Origin of the sequence: Streptomyces sp. NBC_00154 (assembly GCF_026342835.1) — a bacterium.
Classification (GTDB): Bacteria; Actinomycetota; Actinomycetes; order Streptomycetales; family Streptomycetaceae; genus Streptomyces.
The window spans coordinates 6,935,492-6,950,712 of the sequence record NZ_JAPEMI010000001.1; the positions used below are offsets into that span (position 1 = coordinate 6,935,492).

General features: G+C 70.1%; 18 protein-coding genes. 14 read left to right on the forward strand and 4 right to left on the reverse strand.

What is annotated here, in order from left to right; translation table 11 throughout:
• Positions 1-64: 64 nt before the first annotated feature.
• The 6 genes from OHA03_RS31050 to OHA03_RS31075 are packed head-to-tail and all read left to right on the forward strand — an operon-like array spanning position 65 to position 4,152.
• A complete protein-coding gene (locus OHA03_RS31050) occupies positions 65-499 on the forward strand; it encodes a cupin domain-containing protein (protein ID WP_030928998.1) in 435 nt (144 codons plus the stop codon).
• A complete protein-coding gene (locus OHA03_RS31055) occupies positions 496-1,764 on the forward strand; it encodes a beta-ketoacyl synthase (RefSeq protein WP_267007026.1) in 1,269 nt (422 codons plus the stop codon). Before OHA03_RS31050 ends, OHA03_RS31055 begins: the two co-directional genes overlap by 4 nt.
• Positions 1,761-3,011 (forward strand): ketosynthase chain-length factor, encoded by a 1,251-nt coding sequence (locus OHA03_RS31060; protein ID WP_267007027.1) that lies wholly within the window; start codon positions 1,761-1,763, stop codon positions 3,009-3,011. The genes OHA03_RS31055 and OHA03_RS31060 overlap by 4 nt, the downstream gene beginning before the upstream one ends.
• 16 nt (positions 3,012-3,027) lie before the next feature.
• Entirely contained in the window at positions 3,028-3,285 is a 258-nt protein-coding gene (locus tag OHA03_RS31065; protein ID WP_267007028.1) for an acyl carrier protein, read from the forward strand.
• Position 3,286: 1 nt separating this feature from the next.
• The gene (locus OHA03_RS31070) at positions 3,287-3,766 is read left to right on the forward strand and encodes an SRPBCC family protein (protein ID WP_267007029.1); all 480 of its coding nucleotides are present in this window, start codon (positions 3,287-3,289) and stop codon (positions 3,764-3,766) included.
• A 53-nt stretch (positions 3,767-3,819) separates the two neighbouring features.
• The gene (locus tag OHA03_RS31075) at positions 3,820-4,152 is read left to right on the forward strand and encodes a TcmI family type II polyketide cyclase (RefSeq protein WP_267007030.1); all 333 of its coding nucleotides are present in this window, start codon (positions 3,820-3,822) and stop codon (positions 4,150-4,152) included.
• 93 nt (positions 4,153-4,245) lie between these two features.
• Here the strand turns inward: OHA03_RS31075 and OHA03_RS31080 are convergent, their stop codons facing one another.
• The 3 genes from OHA03_RS31080 to OHA03_RS31090 form a co-directional block, all read right to left on the reverse strand.
• Positions 4,246-5,298 (reverse strand): methyltransferase, encoded by a 1,053-nt coding sequence (locus tag OHA03_RS31080; RefSeq protein ID WP_267007031.1) that lies wholly within the window; start codon positions 5,296-5,298, stop codon positions 4,246-4,248.
• Between the two features lie 35 nt (positions 5,299-5,333).
• On the reverse strand, positions 5,334-6,422 hold the full coding sequence (locus OHA03_RS31085; protein ID WP_267007032.1) for a nitrous oxide reductase family maturation protein NosD: 1,089 nt from the start codon (positions 6,420-6,422) through the stop codon (positions 5,334-5,336).
• Between the two features lie 195 nt (positions 6,423-6,617).
• Complete coding sequence (locus OHA03_RS31090) at positions 6,618-8,246, reverse strand: acyl-CoA synthetase (RefSeq protein WP_267007033.1); 1,629 nt, start codon at positions 8,244-8,246, stop codon at positions 6,618-6,620.
• Positions 8,247-8,413: 167 nt separating this feature from the next.
• On the opposite strand from OHA03_RS31090, the gene OHA03_RS31095 reads away from it, so the two are divergent.
• From OHA03_RS31095 to OHA03_RS31115, 5 genes are all read left to right on the forward strand, one after another.
• The gene (locus tag OHA03_RS31095) at positions 8,414-9,214 is read left to right on the forward strand and encodes a crotonase/enoyl-CoA hydratase family protein (protein WP_267007034.1); all 801 of its coding nucleotides are present in this window, start codon (positions 8,414-8,416) and stop codon (positions 9,212-9,214) included.
• A 15-nt stretch (positions 9,215-9,229) separates the two neighbouring features.
• Positions 9,230-10,174, forward strand: coding sequence for a Zn-ribbon domain-containing OB-fold protein (locus tag OHA03_RS31100; RefSeq protein ID WP_267007035.1), 945 nt, complete (start codon positions 9,230-9,232; stop codon positions 10,172-10,174).
• Positions 10,175-11,227, forward strand: a complete 1,053-nt coding sequence (locus tag OHA03_RS31105; RefSeq protein WP_267007036.1) for a thiolase domain-containing protein — start codon at positions 10,175-10,177, stop codon at positions 11,225-11,227.
• Positions 11,220-12,386 carry a thiolase domain-containing protein gene (locus OHA03_RS31110; RefSeq protein WP_267007037.1) on the forward strand — a complete coding sequence of 389 codons (1,167 nt, stop codon included), beginning with the start codon at positions 11,220-11,222 and terminating at the stop codon, positions 12,384-12,386. Before OHA03_RS31105 ends, OHA03_RS31110 begins: the two co-directional genes overlap by 8 nt.
• A 105-nt stretch (positions 12,387-12,491) precedes the next feature.
• Positions 12,492-12,734 carry a DUF397 domain-containing protein gene (locus OHA03_RS31115; protein WP_267007038.1) on the forward strand — a complete coding sequence of 81 codons (243 nt, stop codon included), beginning with the start codon at positions 12,492-12,494 and terminating at the stop codon, positions 12,732-12,734.
• A gap of 24 nt (positions 12,735-12,758) precedes the next feature.
• On the opposite strand, the gene OHA03_RS31120 is transcribed toward OHA03_RS31115, so the two are convergent.
• Positions 12,759-13,412, reverse strand: coding sequence for a pyridoxal 5'-phosphate synthase (locus tag OHA03_RS31120; protein ID WP_267007039.1), 654 nt, complete (start codon positions 13,410-13,412; stop codon positions 12,759-12,761).
• A gap of 52 nt (positions 13,413-13,464) precedes the next feature.
• Between OHA03_RS31120 and OHA03_RS31125 the strand changes: the two genes are divergently transcribed.
• From OHA03_RS31125 to OHA03_RS31135, 3 genes are all read left to right on the forward strand, one after another.
• Positions 13,465-14,115, forward strand: a complete 651-nt coding sequence (locus tag OHA03_RS31125; protein WP_267007040.1) for an ABATE domain-containing protein — start codon at positions 13,465-13,467, stop codon at positions 14,113-14,115.
• A 28-nt stretch (positions 14,116-14,143) separates the two neighbouring features.
• Positions 14,144-14,566 carry an ACT domain-containing protein gene (locus OHA03_RS31130; RefSeq protein ID WP_267007041.1) on the forward strand — a complete coding sequence of 141 codons (423 nt, stop codon included), beginning with the start codon at positions 14,144-14,146 and terminating at the stop codon, positions 14,564-14,566.
• A gap of 71 nt (positions 14,567-14,637) precedes the next feature.
• Positions 14,638-15,138, forward strand: coding sequence for a hypothetical protein (locus OHA03_RS31135; protein WP_030928952.1), 501 nt, complete (start codon positions 14,638-14,640; stop codon positions 15,136-15,138).
• The last annotated feature ends 83 nt before the right edge of the window (positions 15,139-15,221 follow it).

Below are 15,221 nucleotides of genomic sequence, written 5' to 3' on the forward strand. Positions count from 1 at the left end.
GCACCTGGGGGGTTCTCGCTCAGCCCGTCACCATCACGCGCACTGCGCCAGGAGGAAAGCAGTCATGACCACGCACCGGCCACGCATCGTGGACCTCAGTGAGACCCAGCCCAACCGCAGGCGCGGAGGCGATCTGCGCGCCATGCTCACGCCGACAGCGGTGGGCGCCACCAGCGGCTTCATGGGGCTGGCGATCGTGCAGCCCGGCGACCGCATCGGAGAGCACTACCACCCGTACTCCGAGGAGTTCGTGTACGTCGTGAACGGTCTTCTGGAGGTGGACCTGGACGGTGAACCGCATGCCCTGCGGCCCGACCAGGGTCTGCTGATCCCTCCGCATGTACGCCACCGCTTCCGCAACGTGGGCGATGTGGAAGCGCGCATGGTCTTCCATCTCGGCCCGCTCGCCCCGCGCCCCGAGCTCGGCCACGTCGACACCGAGCACACCGAGACAGCGGACCGGGCCGCGCCGCCAGAACGAGCCGAGGCCGCTTCATGACGCGGCGCGTGGCGGTCACCGGGGTCGGCGTCGTCGCCCCGGGCGGAATCGGCGCTCCGGCCTTCTGGGACCTCCTCGCGAACGGGCGCACCGCGACACGGGGCATCACCCTCTTCGATCCGACCGGGTTCCGCTCCCGGATCGCCGCCGAATGCGACTTCGACCCGGCGGAGCACGGCCTCGGCGAGGAGGAGATCGCACGCGCGGACCGGTACGTCCAGTTCGCGCTGGTCGCCGCCCGGGAAGCGCTCGGCGACGCGGGGCTCGACCTGGAGAAGGTGGATCCCTGGCAGATCGGCGTCTCGCTCGGCACGGCAGTCGGGGGGACCACCCGACTGGAGCACGACTACGTCGCCGTCAGCGGCAGCGGCGCCCGCTGGGACGTCGACCACCGCCCGGCGGGCCGGCACCTGGAGCGGGCCTTCTCGCCCAGCTCCCTGGCCTCGGCGGTCGCCGAGGAGGTCGGCGCGCACGGCCCGGTACAGACCGTTTCGACGGGCTGCACCTCCGGTCTCGACGCGATCGGGTACGCCTTCCAGTCCATCGAGGAGGGCCGAGTCGACGTGTGCATCGCCGGCGCCTCCGACTCGCCGATCACCCCCATCACGGTGGCCTGCTTCGACGCGATCAAGGCGACCTCGGCGAACAACAGCGACCCGGAGCACGCCTCCCGGCCGTTCGACGCCCGCCGGGACGGCTTCGTCATGGGCGAGGGCGGAGCCGTGCTCGTCCTGGAGGAGCTGGAACACGCCCGCGCCCGCGGCGCGACCGTCTACTGCGAGATCGCCGGCTACTCCACCTTCGGCAACGCCTACCACATGACCGGGCTGACCCCCGAGGGGCTGGAGATGGCCGAAGCCATCAATCAGGCCCTCGGTCACGCCCGTATAGACGGTTCGGAGATCGACTACGTCAACGCACACGGCTCCGGCACCAAGCAGAACGACCGCCACGAGACGGCGGCGGTGAAACGGGCCCTGGGCGCGCACGCCTACGACGTGCCCATGAGCTCCATCAAGTCCATGGTCGGTCACTCACTCGGAGCCATCGGTGCCATCGAGATCGCCGCCTGCGTCCTTGCGCTGGTCAACCAGACAGTGCCGCCGACGGCGAACTACGAGACCCCCGACCCCGAATGTGACCTCGACTACGTGCCGCGTACCGCACGTCCCATGAAGCTGCGCAGTGTCCTCTCGGTCGGCAGCGGCTTCGGGGGTTTCCAGTCCGCAGTGGCTCTGACCAGAACAGGCGGGAGGACACGATGAATGTCCGAGAGGCCCGGCGCACCGTCGTCACGGGCATTGGTGTCGTCGCCCCCAACGGCACGACCACGGAATCGTTCTGGAAGATGACGCTGGAAGGGGTGAACGTCCTCGACCGCATCACCCGCGAAGGCTGCGAACATCTGCCGCTGCGGGTCGCCGGAGAGGTCCGGGGCTTCGACCCGGTGGCGCTGGTGGAAGAACGTTACCTCGTACAGACCGACCGATTCACGCATTTCGCGATGGCCGCGGCGGATCTCGCGCTCGACGACGCCCGGCTCGGCCGGGCCGACTACGAGAACACCCCGTTCGGCGTGGGGGTGGTGACCGCCGCCGGGTCGGGCGGCGGCGAGTTCGGCCAGCGCGAACTGCAACGGCTGTGGGGTCAGGGGTCCAAGTACGTCGGCCCCTACCAGTCCATCGCCTGGTTCTACGCCGCCAGCACCGGCCAGATCTCCATCCGGGGCGGTTTCAAGGGGCCGTGCGCCGTCGTCGCCAGCGACGAGGCGGGGGGCCTGGACGCGCTGGCGCACGCCGCCCGGACCATCCGCCGCGGCGCCGACGCGGTGGTCGTCGGCGCGGCCGAGGCCCCCCTGGCCCCGTACTCCGTCGTCTGCCAGCTCGGGTACGACGACCTGAGTGTCTGTGACGACCCCGCACGGGCGTACCGCCCCTTCACCGCCGACGCCTGCGGCTTCGTGCCGGCCGAGGGAGGCGCCATGCTCGTCGTCGAGGAAGAGGGAGCGGTACTGCGCCGCGGGGCGAAGGTCCGGGCGGAACTGGCCGGCCATGCGGCGACGTTCACCGGGGCGTCCCGGTGGGCGGAGTCCCGGGAGGGTCTGTCCCGGGCGATCAGCCGTGCGCTCCGGGAGGCCGACTGCGCGCCGGAGGAGATCGACGTGGTCTTCGCGGACGCGCTCGGCGTACCCGCGGCCGACCGCGCCGAGGCGCTGGCCATCGCTGACGCGCTCGGCGCGCACGGCAGGCGGGTACCGGTCACGGCGCCTAAGAGCGGGATCGGCAGGGCCTACTGCGGAGCGCCGGTGCTGGACGTGGCTGCCGCAGTGCTGGCCATGGAGGACGGTCTGATACCGCCCACCCCCAATGTGGTCGACGTGTGCCACGACCTCGACGTGGTCACCGGCCGGGCGCGCCCCGCCGAGTTGCGGACGGCGCTCGTGCTGAGTCGCGGCCTCATGGGTTCGAACGCCGCGCTTGTGCTGCGGCACCCCACCGACACCCACGCGTGAGAAGGAGAAGCCCCTCATGACCAATCCACTGACGTACCAGGAGCTGGCCGCGCTGATGAAGAAGGGCGCGGGAGTCACCGTCGACCCGAGCGAGATGGAGAGCCGGCCCGCGTCCGGCTTCGACGAGTTCGGCCTGGACTCGCTCGGCCTCCTCGGCATCGTGGGTGTGCTGGAGAACCGGCACGGCCAGGCGCTCCCCGCCGACGCGGACCGCTGCAAGACCCCCCGTGAATTCCTCGACCTGGTCAACAACACCCTTGTGACAGGAGCCTGAAGTGTCCGGACACACCGAGAACGAGATCACCATCGCCGCCCCCCTGGACCTGGTCTGGGACGTGACGAACGACCTCGAGAACTGGCCGCGGCTGTTCAGCGAGTACGCGTCCGTCGAGGTCCTCGAGCGGGACGGCGAGAGGACGAAGTTCCGGCTGACCATGCATCCCGACGAGAACGACAAGGTCTGGAGCTGGGTCTCGGAGCGCACCACCGACCGCGCCGCGCGGACGGTCGTCGCCCGCCGGGTCGAGCCCGGCCCCTTCCAGCACATGAACATCCGCTGGGTGTACTCGGAGGTCCCCGGCGGCACGAAGCTGCACTGGGAGCAGGACTTCGCGATGCGGCCCGACGCACCCGTCGACGACGCGTGGATGACCGACAACATCAACCGCAACTCCCGCGTCCAGATGGAACTCATCCGGGACAAGATCGAGCAGCGCGACCGTGAGCGGCGCACCGCCCCGGTCAGCGCCCGCTGACGTCCCGGCCGTCCACCCCGCCGCCCGGCGGGTACCAGAAAGGCATCCTCTCGATGCACCATGCTCTGATCGTCGCCCGTATGGCGCCGGATTCGGCGCCGGACATCGCCGAACTGTTCGCCGCCTCGGACGGCAGTGAACTGCCGCACCTCGTCGGCGTCACCCGGCGCAAGCTGTTCCAGTTCGGTGACGTGTACCTGCATCTGATCGAGTCCGACCGCCCGCCCGGCCCGGAGATCGCCAAGGTGCACCAGCACCCGGAGTTCAAGGATCTCAGCGACAAGCTCACCGCTTTCATCAGCCCGTACGACCCGAAGACCTGGCGTGGTCCGAAGGACGCGATGGCGCACGAGTTCTACCGGTGGGAGCGGGACTCCACCGCCTGAGCAGGAATGAGCGATTGCCCCGGGTCCGGCTGGAGAGCCGGACCCGGGGCGATTCCACGGCCCGAAGTTGCCACGGTCCGAGGAGCGAACGGGTCAGGCGGGGACGACGCATTCGAATGCGTGCAGATACGCATTGACCGGACTGATGTCGCCGACGATCAGGCCGGCCTCCGCCATGCGGCTCATCAGACTCTCCCTGGTGTGCTTCGCTCCACCGACATTGAGGAGCAGCAGCAGATCCATGGCCGTGGTGAACCGCATCGACGGCGTGTCGTCGACCAGGTTCTCGATGATCACGACCCGGGCACCCGGGCGGGCGGCCGTCATCACATTGCGCAGCGTCCTGCGAGTGCTCTCGTCGTCCCATTCCAGGATGTTCTTGATGATGTAGAGATCGGCCTGGACGGGGATCTCCTCACGGCAGTCGCCGGCGACGATGCGGGTCCGCCCGGCGAGCGGACCACCGTCCCGAAGCCGGGCGTCGGCCCGCGCCACCACGCCCGGCAGATCCATCAGCGTGCCGCGGACGGACGGGTGCTTCTCCAGCAGGCTGGCGAGCACGTGTCCCTGACCGCCGCCGATGTCGGCCACCTCGGACACCTCGGCGAGGTCGAGGAGTTCGGCGACGTCGAGCGCGGACTGCATGCTGGAGGTGGTCATGGCCCGGTTGAAGACCTGGGCCGACTCGTGCGCGTCCTGGTGCAGATAGTCGAAGAACCCCTTTCCGAACACCTCGGGGAAGACGCTCCCGCCGGTGCGCACCGCGTCGTCCAGGCGGGGCCAGACCTCCCAGGTCCAGGGCTCGGTGCACCACAGGGAGATGTACCGCAGGCTGTTCGGATCGTCCTCGCGCAACAGCCGGGACATGTCGGTGTGGACGAACTTGCCGTCCTCGGTCTCGGTGAAGATCCCGTAGCAGGACAGGGCGCGCAGCAGACGCTTCAGCGGCATGGGCTCGACGCGCAGCTCCGCCGCGAGCTCCTCCGCCCCGGTGGGCGTCTCTCCGAGCGCGTCGGCGACGCCCAGCCGGGCCGCCGCGCGCACGGCGGCGGCGCAGGCCGCGCCGAAGACGATCTCACGCAGCCGCATCCCCGGATGCGGGGTGAGGGGAGTGGTGGTGATGGGGGTGGTGCTCACGGTGGTCATACCGTCTCGCTTCTCCTCGTGCGGGGGAACATGGGTCAGCACATTCCGGTCGGTGTGGACGTCGCGCATACGTTGCGGGCGAAGCTGTTGCGCTGTGCGGTTTCCTGGTTGGCCAGGTCCGCGGGCCGGTTGCCCATCGCCCGGTTGTCGCTGATGGTGTTGCCGGTGTTGTGAGCGCCCACAAAGCTCTTGAACAGCACGATCCCGCCGGAGAGCGGTGTGGCGCCCACGTTGTTCTCGACGGTGTTCTTGCGCACATCGGTGTCCACGGTGCCGGTGAGGATGATCCCGGACCCCTGGATTGCGGGCAGTCGCTCGGTCTTGACGCAGTACTTGTTGTTCTTGGTGACCCGGTTGTCGTGGATGGACATCGCCCCGGCCTGCGGCTTGCCCTCGTCGCCCACGACGAAGACACCGCTGCAGTTGCCGGTGAAGGTGTTGTCGTGGACCGAGAGGTTGCGGACCCGGCGGACGGTGAGGCCGATCCGGTTGTCCGTCAGCGTGTTTCCTCGGACCTTGGTGCCGCGGGTGTCGGTTGCGCCGCCCTCCTCGTCCACGGTGTTCGCGACGAAGATGCCGGCGTCGCCGTTGGAGCGGGCGGTGTTGTCCCGGATGTCGGCGCGGGTGGACCGCTCCTGGGCGATGCCCCAGATGCCGTTGGACCGGGCCGTCACCTGCCGGACCGACAGTCCGTCGGTCCAGGAGGCCCAGACTCCGTTCTTCTTGAATCCGGAGACGGTCAGCGAGCGGATGCGCACACCGTCGACGGGATGTTTTGACGTGCCCTGGACGCAGATGCCGTTGCCGGCCTTCGCGCAGGCGTTGGCTGCCTTGGTCCCGGTCGCGCTCGGCATGAGCACGGTCCCGGACGGGGCACCGCGCAGGGTCAGGTCTGCCTTCTTGATGAGGACACTCTCGTGATACGTGCCGGGCCGGATGTCGATGGTGTCACCCGGCCGGGCGGCATCCACCGCGGCCTGGATCGACTGGCCCGAACGCACCACGCGCACGACCGGGGAATCCACGGAACGGGAGGCAGCCGCGGTGCAGGCCGGCACAGCGGCGCCCACGGCGCCGGCCGCCACGGCAAGGCACAGGAGCTGTTTGGTGTGACGTTTCTTCATGAGCCGAAACTATGGGCGAACACTCCCCGATGCCACGCAGGGTGAGCGGTTGGACACATCACGTGCCTGAATGGCTTACGCCGGAACAACCGCTGCGCGCAAGTGGTGGACGCGCGGCGGCGCACTCGGGTGAGATTGCAGGGGTCGGTGCCTGTCCTCGCACCCGGGTCGGGGCGGGGGTGCGAGGACGTGTGTTCAGACCAGCGGTCCGCGGCCGGGTGCGACGATCGAGCGGGCCCATCGGTAGTCGGCCTTGCCGCTGGGCGAGCGCTGGATCCGTGGGGCGATCACCAACTGCCGGGGGATCTTGTATCCGGCGAGACGGGTCCGGCAGTGCGCCTGGACCTCGTCGAGCGAAGGTTCGGCCGCTCCCTCCCGCAGTTGCACCACTGCCGCGACGTGGTTTCCCCACCGTTCGTCGGGCACCCCGGCGACCAGCGCGTCGTACACGTCCGGATGGGACTTGAGCGCCTGTTCGACCTCCTCCGGGTACACCTTCTCGCCCCCGGTGTTGATGCACTGCGAGCCGCGACCGAGGACCGTGACGATGCCGTCCGCGTCGACGGTGGCCATGTCGCCGAGCAGCACCCATCGCTCCCCGCTCTTGTGGAAGAACGTCTCCGCGGTCTTGCGGGGGTCGTTGTAGTAGCCGAGCGGCACGTGGCCCCGCTGGGCGATTCGGCCCGGCTCGCCCGGCGCCACCGGTTCGTACGTCGCCGGGTCGACGACCGCCGTACGGGAGTTGACCGTGATGCGGAACCCGTTCTCCGGCCCCGAGTCGGCCGTGGCGGTGCCGTTGAAGCCGGACTCCGACGAGCCGAAGTTGTTGAGCAGCATCACGGTGGGCACCAGCGACTGGAACTCCGCGCGCACCGAGTCGGACATGATCGCGCCCGAGCTGGAGACGGAGAACAGTGCCGAGCAGTCGGTGCCCTTCAGCGGCCCCCTCAGCGCATCGATCAGCGGTCGCAGCATCGCGTCCCCGACCAGCGACACGCTGGTGACCTTCTCCTTCTCGATCGTACGGAGCACCTCCTCGGGCATGAACTTGCGGTGGACGACGACCCGCTGCCCGAAGTTGAACCCGATGAACGCGGTCAGCGTCGAAGTTCCGTGCATCAGTGGGGGAGTGGGGAAGAAGGTGATGCCCTCGCCGCCCGCGGCGACCCGTTCGGCCAGCTCCTGCGGGGTTTTCACCGGCTCGCCGGTCGGCGCGCCGCCGCCGAGGCCGGAGAAGAAGAGGTCCTCCTGGCGCCACATCACGCCCTTGGGCATGCCCGTGGTGCCACCGGTGTAGATGATGAACTGGTCGTCGGCCGATCGGGGCGCGAAGCCGCGCCCGGAATCGCCGGCCGCCTCGGCGTCGGCGAACGCCACGGCATCCGGACCCGGGGCGCCCGCCGCCGGCGCACCGACCCGTACGAGATGGCGGAGCCCGGGTGCTTTCGGCGCGGCGGCCGCGACCCGCTCGTCGAACTCGGCGTCGAAGACCAGGGCCGCCAGATCCGCGTCCCGGTAGAGGTAGACCAACTCGTCTTCCACATACCGATAGTTGACGTTGACCGGGACGATGCGTGCCTTGAGACAGGCCAGTACGGTCTGGAGGTACTCGATGCCGTTGTAGAGGTGGAGCCCGAGGTGCTCGCCGGGAGCCAGACCTGCGTCGATCAGATGGTGGGCGATCCGGTTGGCGGCGCCGTCCAGCTCCGCGTAGGTGAGCCGCCGCTCGGCACCCGTACCGGGATGGTCGAGATACACGAGCGCCTCGCGATCCGGGACCGCGTCGACGACCGACTCGAACAGGTCGGCAAGGTTGTACTCCACCGTTCCTCCTGACCCCGGATGGTGAGTGGTCCGGCGGTCATTAGAGCGCCGACCGGCACAACTGGGAAGAGGCGCCGCCGAAGAAATCTGACTGACTGTCAGAAAACTATTGAACTGGACCCTCACCTACTGCAACCTGTTCTAGATCTGGAGACGGGAGGCAGGCAATGGGTGGTACGGAACACCTCACCGTGCAGCGCGAAGGCGCCACACTGGTGCTCACCCTGAACAGGCCGGAGGCGAAGAACGCGCTCTCGCTGCCGATGCTGGTCGGGCTGTACGACGGCTGGCTGGCCGCGGACGAGGACGACGGAATCCGCTCCGTCGTCCTCACCGGCGCAGGGGGTTCCTTCTGCGCGGGCATGGACCTCAAGGCCCTCGCGGGCAAGGGGATGGAGGGAGAGCAGTACCGGGACCGGATGACGGCCGACCCCGATCTGCACTGGAAGGCGATGCTGCGCCATCACCGCCCCCGCAAGCCGGTCGTCGCCGCCGTCGAGGGGTACTGCGTGGCGGGCGGAACCGAGATCCTGCAGGGCACCGATATCCGAATTGCCGGTGCGAGCGCCACCTTCGGGCTCTTCGAGGTCAAGCGGGGACTGTTCCCCATCGGCGGCTCGACGGTACGGCTGCCGCGCCAGATCGCCCGCACCCACGCCCTCGAAATGCTCCTCACCGGACGCCCGTACAGCGCCGACGAAGCGGCCCGCATCGGGCTGATCGGCAGAGTCGTCCCCGACGGCACCACGCTGGAACAGGCCCTCGACGTCGCCGAGCGGATCAATGCCTGCGGCCCGCTAGCCGTCGAGGCCGTCAAGGCCTCCGTGTACGAGACCGCCGAAATGACCGAGACCGAGGGGCTCGCCGCCGAGCTGAAGCGCGGCTGGCCGGTATTCGAGACCGCCGACGCCAAGGAAGGCGCCCGCGCCTTCGCCGAGAAGCGCCCGCCCGTCTACCGGCGCGCCTGAGTCAAGGAGACAACCGTGCCCGACGTCCTCAGCGCACCACTGGTGGTCGAGTTCCCCTTCACCCGCTCCCTCGGTCCGGTCCAGAGCGCCTTCCTGACCGGGCTGCGCGAACGGACCGTGCTCGGCGTGCGGACCGGCGACCGAAAGGTCCTGGTCCCGCCCGTCGACTACGACCCCGTCACCGCCGAGGAGCTGCGCGATCTGACCGAGGTCGCCACCACCGGCACCGTCACCACCTGGGCCTGGAACCCGGCCCCGCGCCGCGACCAGCCCCTGGCCGCCCCGTTCGCCTGGGTGCTCGTCAAGCTGGACGGGGCCGACACCGCCCTGCTCCATGTCCTCGACGCACCGGGACCCGAAGCCGTGCACACCGGCATGCGGGTCCGGATCCGCTGGGCCCCGCAGCGGACCGGTGCCATCACGGACATCGCCTGCTTCGAACCGTATGAGGGCGAGGCGACGGCCGAAAGCACCCCGCACAGCGGCGAGTTCGCCGACCCTGTCACCGGCATCGTCACGCCGGCCCGCCTCGACTACACGTACACCCCCGGGCGCGCCCAGAGCGCGTACCTCAACGCCCTCTCCGAGCAGCGCACCGTCGGCGAGCGCTGCCCGTCCTGCCGCAAGGTGTACGTCCCTCCCCGCGGCGCCTGCCCCACCTGTGGTGTAGCCACCGCCGAACAGGTCGAGGTCGGCCCGCGCGGCACCGTCACCACGTACTGCATCGTCAACATCAAGGCGAAGAACCTCGACATCGAGGTCCCGTACGTCTACGCCCACATCGCCCTCGACGGCGCCGACCTCGCCCTGCACGGACGGATCGGCGGCATCCCGTACGACCAGGTGCGGATGGGCCTGCGGGTCGAGCCCGTCTGGACCGAGGGCGGCCGCCACCCCGACCACTACCGGCCCACCGGAGAGCCGGACGCCGACTACGACGCGTACAAGGAGCTGCTGTAGATGCGAGACGTAGCGATCGTCGCCTTCGCGCAGACGGACCATCTGCGGCGCACCGACGAACTCTCCGAGGTCGAAATGCTCATGCCGGTCCTGCATCAGGTCCTTGACGCGACCAGTCTCAGGGCACGCGACATCGGCTTCACCTGCTCGGGATCCAGCGACTACCTCGCCGGCCGGGCCTTCTCCTTCACCATGGCCCTCGACGGCGTCGGCGCCCACCCGCCGATCTCCGAGTCCCATGTGGAGATGGACGGTGCCTGGGCGCTGTACGAGGCATGGGTGAAACTCCGGACCGGCGAGGCCGACACCGCCCTCGTCTACGCCTACGGGAAGTCCTCGCCCGGTGAGCTGCGCGACGTCCTCACCCGCCAGCTCGACCCGTACTACGTCGGCCCGCTCTGGCCCGACTCCGTCGCACTCGCCGCACTCCAGGCCCAGGCGCTCATCGACGCGGGCGAAACCGACGAGGCCGCCCTCGCCGCGATCGCTGCCCGCAACCGCACCGCCGCCGCGGACAACCCGCACGCACAGCTCGTGGGCTCCGTCCCGGCCGGCGACTATGTCGTCCGGCCGTTGCGTACCGGCGACTGCCCGCCGGTCGGCGACGGCGCGGCAGCCGTGGTCCTCGCCGCGGAGGACACCGCGCGCGCTCTGTGCACCCGCCCGGCCTGGATCCGCGGCATCGACCACCGCATCGAGGCCCACAGCCTCGGAGTGCGGGAGCTGACCGACTCGCCGTCGGCCCGGCTCGCCGCCGAACGGGCCGGGGCCTTCGAACGGCCCGTCGACACCGCGGAGTTGCATGCCCCGTTCACCTCCCAGGAGGTCGTGCTGCGCAAGGCGCTCGGGCTCGATGAAAGTGTCCGCGTCAACCCGTCCGGCGGCGCGCTCGCCGCCAACCCCGTCATGGCCGCCGGACTGATCCGGCTCGGCGAGGCCGCGGCCCGTATCCACCGCGGCGAGTCCGACCGGGCGCTCGCCCACGCCACATCGGGACCCTGTCTGCAGCAGAATCTGGTCGCCGTCCTCGAAGGGGAGACCACCCATGTCTAAGGAGCCCGTGGCCGTCGTCGGCATCGGCCAGACCAAGCATGTCTCCGCCCGCAGGGACGTCTCCCTCGCCGGTCTCGTCCGCGAAGCCGCCGTACGCGCGCTGGAGGACGCCGCCCTGACCTGGGCGGACATCGACGCCGTCGTCATCGGCAAGGCACCCGACTTCTTCGAGGGCCTGATGATGCCGGAGCTCTATCTCGCCGACGCCCTCGGAGCGGTCGGCAAACCGATGCTCCGCGTACACACCGCGGGCTCGGTCGGTGGTTCCACCGCGCTCGTCGCCGCCGATCTCGTCGCCGCGCGGGTGCACCGCACCGTGCTCACCCTGGCCTTCGAGAAGCAGTCCGAGTCCAACGCCATGTGGGGGCTGTCGCTGCCCATCCCGTTCCAGCAGCCGCTGCTCGCGGGCGCGGGCGGCTTCTTCGCCCCGCACGTGCGCGCGTACATGCGCCGCACCGGGGCGCCCGACACGGTCGGCTCCCTCGTCGCCTACAAGGACCGGCGCAACGCGCTCAAGAACCCGTACGCGCACATCCACGACCCGGACATCACCCTGGAGAAGGTCCAGGCCGCACCGATGCTCTGGGACCCGATCCGCTACTCGGAGACCTGCCCGTCCTCGGACGGCGCGTGCGCGATGATCCTCACCGACCGGACGGGCGCCGGCCGTTCGCCGCACCCGCCCGCCTGGGTGCACGGGGGCGCGATGCGCAGTGAACCGACCCTGTTCGCCGGCAAGGACTTCGTCTCGCCGCAGGCGGGCAAGGACTGTGCGGCCGATGTGTACCGGCAGGCCGGCATCACCGACCCGCGCCGGGAGATCGACGCCGTGGAGATGTACGTCCCGTTCTCCTGGTACGAGCCGATGTGGCTGGAGAATCTCGGCTTCGCAGCCGAGGGGGAGGGCTGGAAGCTCACCGAATCCGGGGTCACCGAACTCGACGGCGACCTGCCGGTGAATCCCTCGGGCGGCGTGCTCTCCACCAACCCCATCGGCGCGTCCGGCATGATCCGCTTCGCCGAAGCGGCGCTGCAGGTACGCGGACAGGCGGGCGAACACCAGGTGCCGGGCGCCCGCAAGGCGCTCGGCCACGCGTACGGCGGCGGGGCGCAGTTCTTCTCCATGTGGCTGGTCGGAGCCGAGCCTCCTCGCACCTGAGGCGAGCGCCGTCCCGGGCCGGCCGAGCAAGCCTTGGCCGCGGCCTGTCCGGGACCGCCCGCGGTGGCTAGGCTTTGGCCGGGACGACTAGTGGGAGGAGCCGACGTGGCGGAGAGCACCACCACCCAGCAGACCTTTGCCGGCTGGGACAAGCCGGACCTCGACCTCAGCAACGCCGACTGGCAGTCGGGCACACAGGGTGCCGGGGATGTCCAGATCGCCTTCGTCGAGGGATTCATCGCGATGCGCAACGCCGGTAAGCCCGGCAGCCCTTCGCTGATTTTCACCCCGGCCGAATGGCGGGCCTTCGTGGTCAACGCCCGCGACGGCGAGTTCGACCTCACCTGACGGCGCAGCCCGCGCGGAGCGGACTCAGGGCCACAGCAGCTCGCGCACCCAACCGGCGTCCGTGAAGCGGTAGTTGAGCCGGGTGTGGTTGCGTTGTCTGTCGCCCTGCCAGAACTCCACGGTCTGCGGCCGCACCGAGTACAGGGTCCATCCCGGCGCCACGAGATCCGGTTCCCGCTCCACCCGGGCGAGCGACTGACGTACCGCATCGTCACGTACCGCGAGATCCGTCAGCGGGCTGCTCTGCCGTCCGAGCAGCGCCTCCGCCCTGGCCCCCGGTCCACGGGCCAGGAAGTCCGCGGCGCTCCGCTCGGCGCCGTCGGCGACGACGGGGCCGCGCACCCGGACCTGGCGGGCCGACTGCGGCCAGTAGAAGGTGAGCGCGGCGAACGGGCGGTCCGCGAGATCGCGCCCTTTGACACTGCCCGCGTCCGAAGCGAACTGCCAGCCCTGCGCGGATACGTCCTTGAGGATCAGCGTGCGGGCGGTGGGATTCCCGTCGACACCCGCCGTCGACAGAGTCATCGCGTGCGGCTCGCGGACCCCGGAGTCCAGCGCGTGCAGCAGCCACTCGGTGAACAGTTCCACGGGGGTGTCAGGGGCGGTCCGCGGATCGAATACGGGCAACTCGCCCTGGAACACCTCGATGTCACGCAGCAACTGACGCAGCTCGGTCATGCCGGTTCCTCCTCCGCGCCTAATGGTTATGGCTGACGCTACCATTAGCCTCATGTCCGACACCCGACTCGCCCTCGACCTCGCCCTCACCGTCCGCCATGACGGACGGGGCGGTGTCGCCGACGACCTCGGCACCCCGGAGGGGCTGGCCGCCTGGGTGCGCGAACGGCCCGGCCTGTTCGGGCCCGTCCCGGGGGCCGGCGGCCGGGCGACCGATTCCGCGCCGGCCGATGTCCCGGCGGTCGATGCCCGGGAGGCCGACGAGGAGAGCCTCGCTGCCGTACGGTCCCTGCGTGCCGCCGTCCGGGCGCTCTTCGCGCACGCCGTACGTCCCGACGAACCGAGTCCCGCCGACGCCCGGCACCTGATGCCCGTACCCGAGGCACTCGACCGGCTCAATGCCGCGGCCGCAGCTGTCCCGACCGTCCCGCGTCTGGACTGGCCGGACGAGGGCGACCCCCTCGCCTCCCACCACCCGGCCGGCGCAGCGCGGCGCAAGGACGCCCTGCCCGCCGCTCTGGCCCGCGCCGTGATCGGCTTCCTCGCCGGACCGGACCGCGCCGCACTGCGTGCCTGTCACGCCCCACGGTGCGTGCGCTACTTCATCAAGGAGCATCCCCGCCAGGAGTGGTGCAGGCCCTCCTGCGGCAACCGCGCCCGGGTGGCCCGCCACCATGAGCGGCACCGCTCGTCGCACCCGTAGCCGGGTGAACCCCCGTAGCGTGGTGATCATGACTGGTGAGCGCGACCTGCGAACCCTGCTGAGCGGTATGAGGCCGGAGCTGAACGTCGGTCGGTACGTCTTCACCACGGTGCCCGACGGTGCTGCGCCCACCGGTGTCGCTCCCGTGGTGACGGTCACCGAGCGCGAAGGGCTGACCCTGGTGCTCCCGGAGGAGGAAGCCGTCGCCGCAGGGCTGACGTATGACTATGTGGCGGCCTGGATCACCCTGCGCGTCCACTCCGCGCTGGACGCCGTGGGGCTCACCGCCGCCGTGGCGCTCGCTCTCACCGACGCGGGGGTGAGCTGCAATGTGGTGGCCGGCTACCACCACGACCACCTGTTCGTCCCACACGGACGCGGTACCGAGGCGGTGGGCGTCCTGGAGGCGCTGGCCGCGGAGTCCGGCCAGGATGCGCCGGACATGCCCTGACCCGCCGGTCGGCGGTCCGACGTGCGCGGGCCCGGCTCCGCAACGTGAGCCGGGACACGTAACATGTCTGCATGTCCTTCCTCCGCCGCCGTAGCGCCGCCACACCCGCGGGCCCGGATTTCGACGTCCTGGCCATGGACCCGGGGGACTGGCCCGGAAACCTCGGCGCCGGTCTGCTGCCCGCACCCGACGGGAGCTGTCAGGGTGTCTTCCTGCGGTACGACCTGTTCGGCGGCCGCGGCCCCGCGATGATCATCGGTAATCTCCCGGAGGGTTCGCCCGCCCGCGAGACCGAGGAGGGCCAGGTCCCGTTCGAGGTCGCCCAGCTGCTGCTCGCGCTGGAGAACGACGAGCCGGTCGAGGTGACCGGCACCGACGACATGCCGGTGATGCAGGGCGACAACCTGCTGATCGTCCGCCGGGTGAAGCTCTCCGAGACCCGGATCTCCTGCGTCCAGTTCGACCGCAGCGACGGGGTGCTCGTCACCATCGCCAGCTGGGACCGGCCCATCACCGATGATCTGTACACCCTGCTGAAGCCACTGCCCGCCGAGCTGTTCCAGCAAGGCTGAAACGTCCCTGCCACGGCCGTCCGCACCGATCCGGACGGCCGCGGGGCACTTTTGTCCAACCCTGCGCAGCCTCTGTCCAAGAG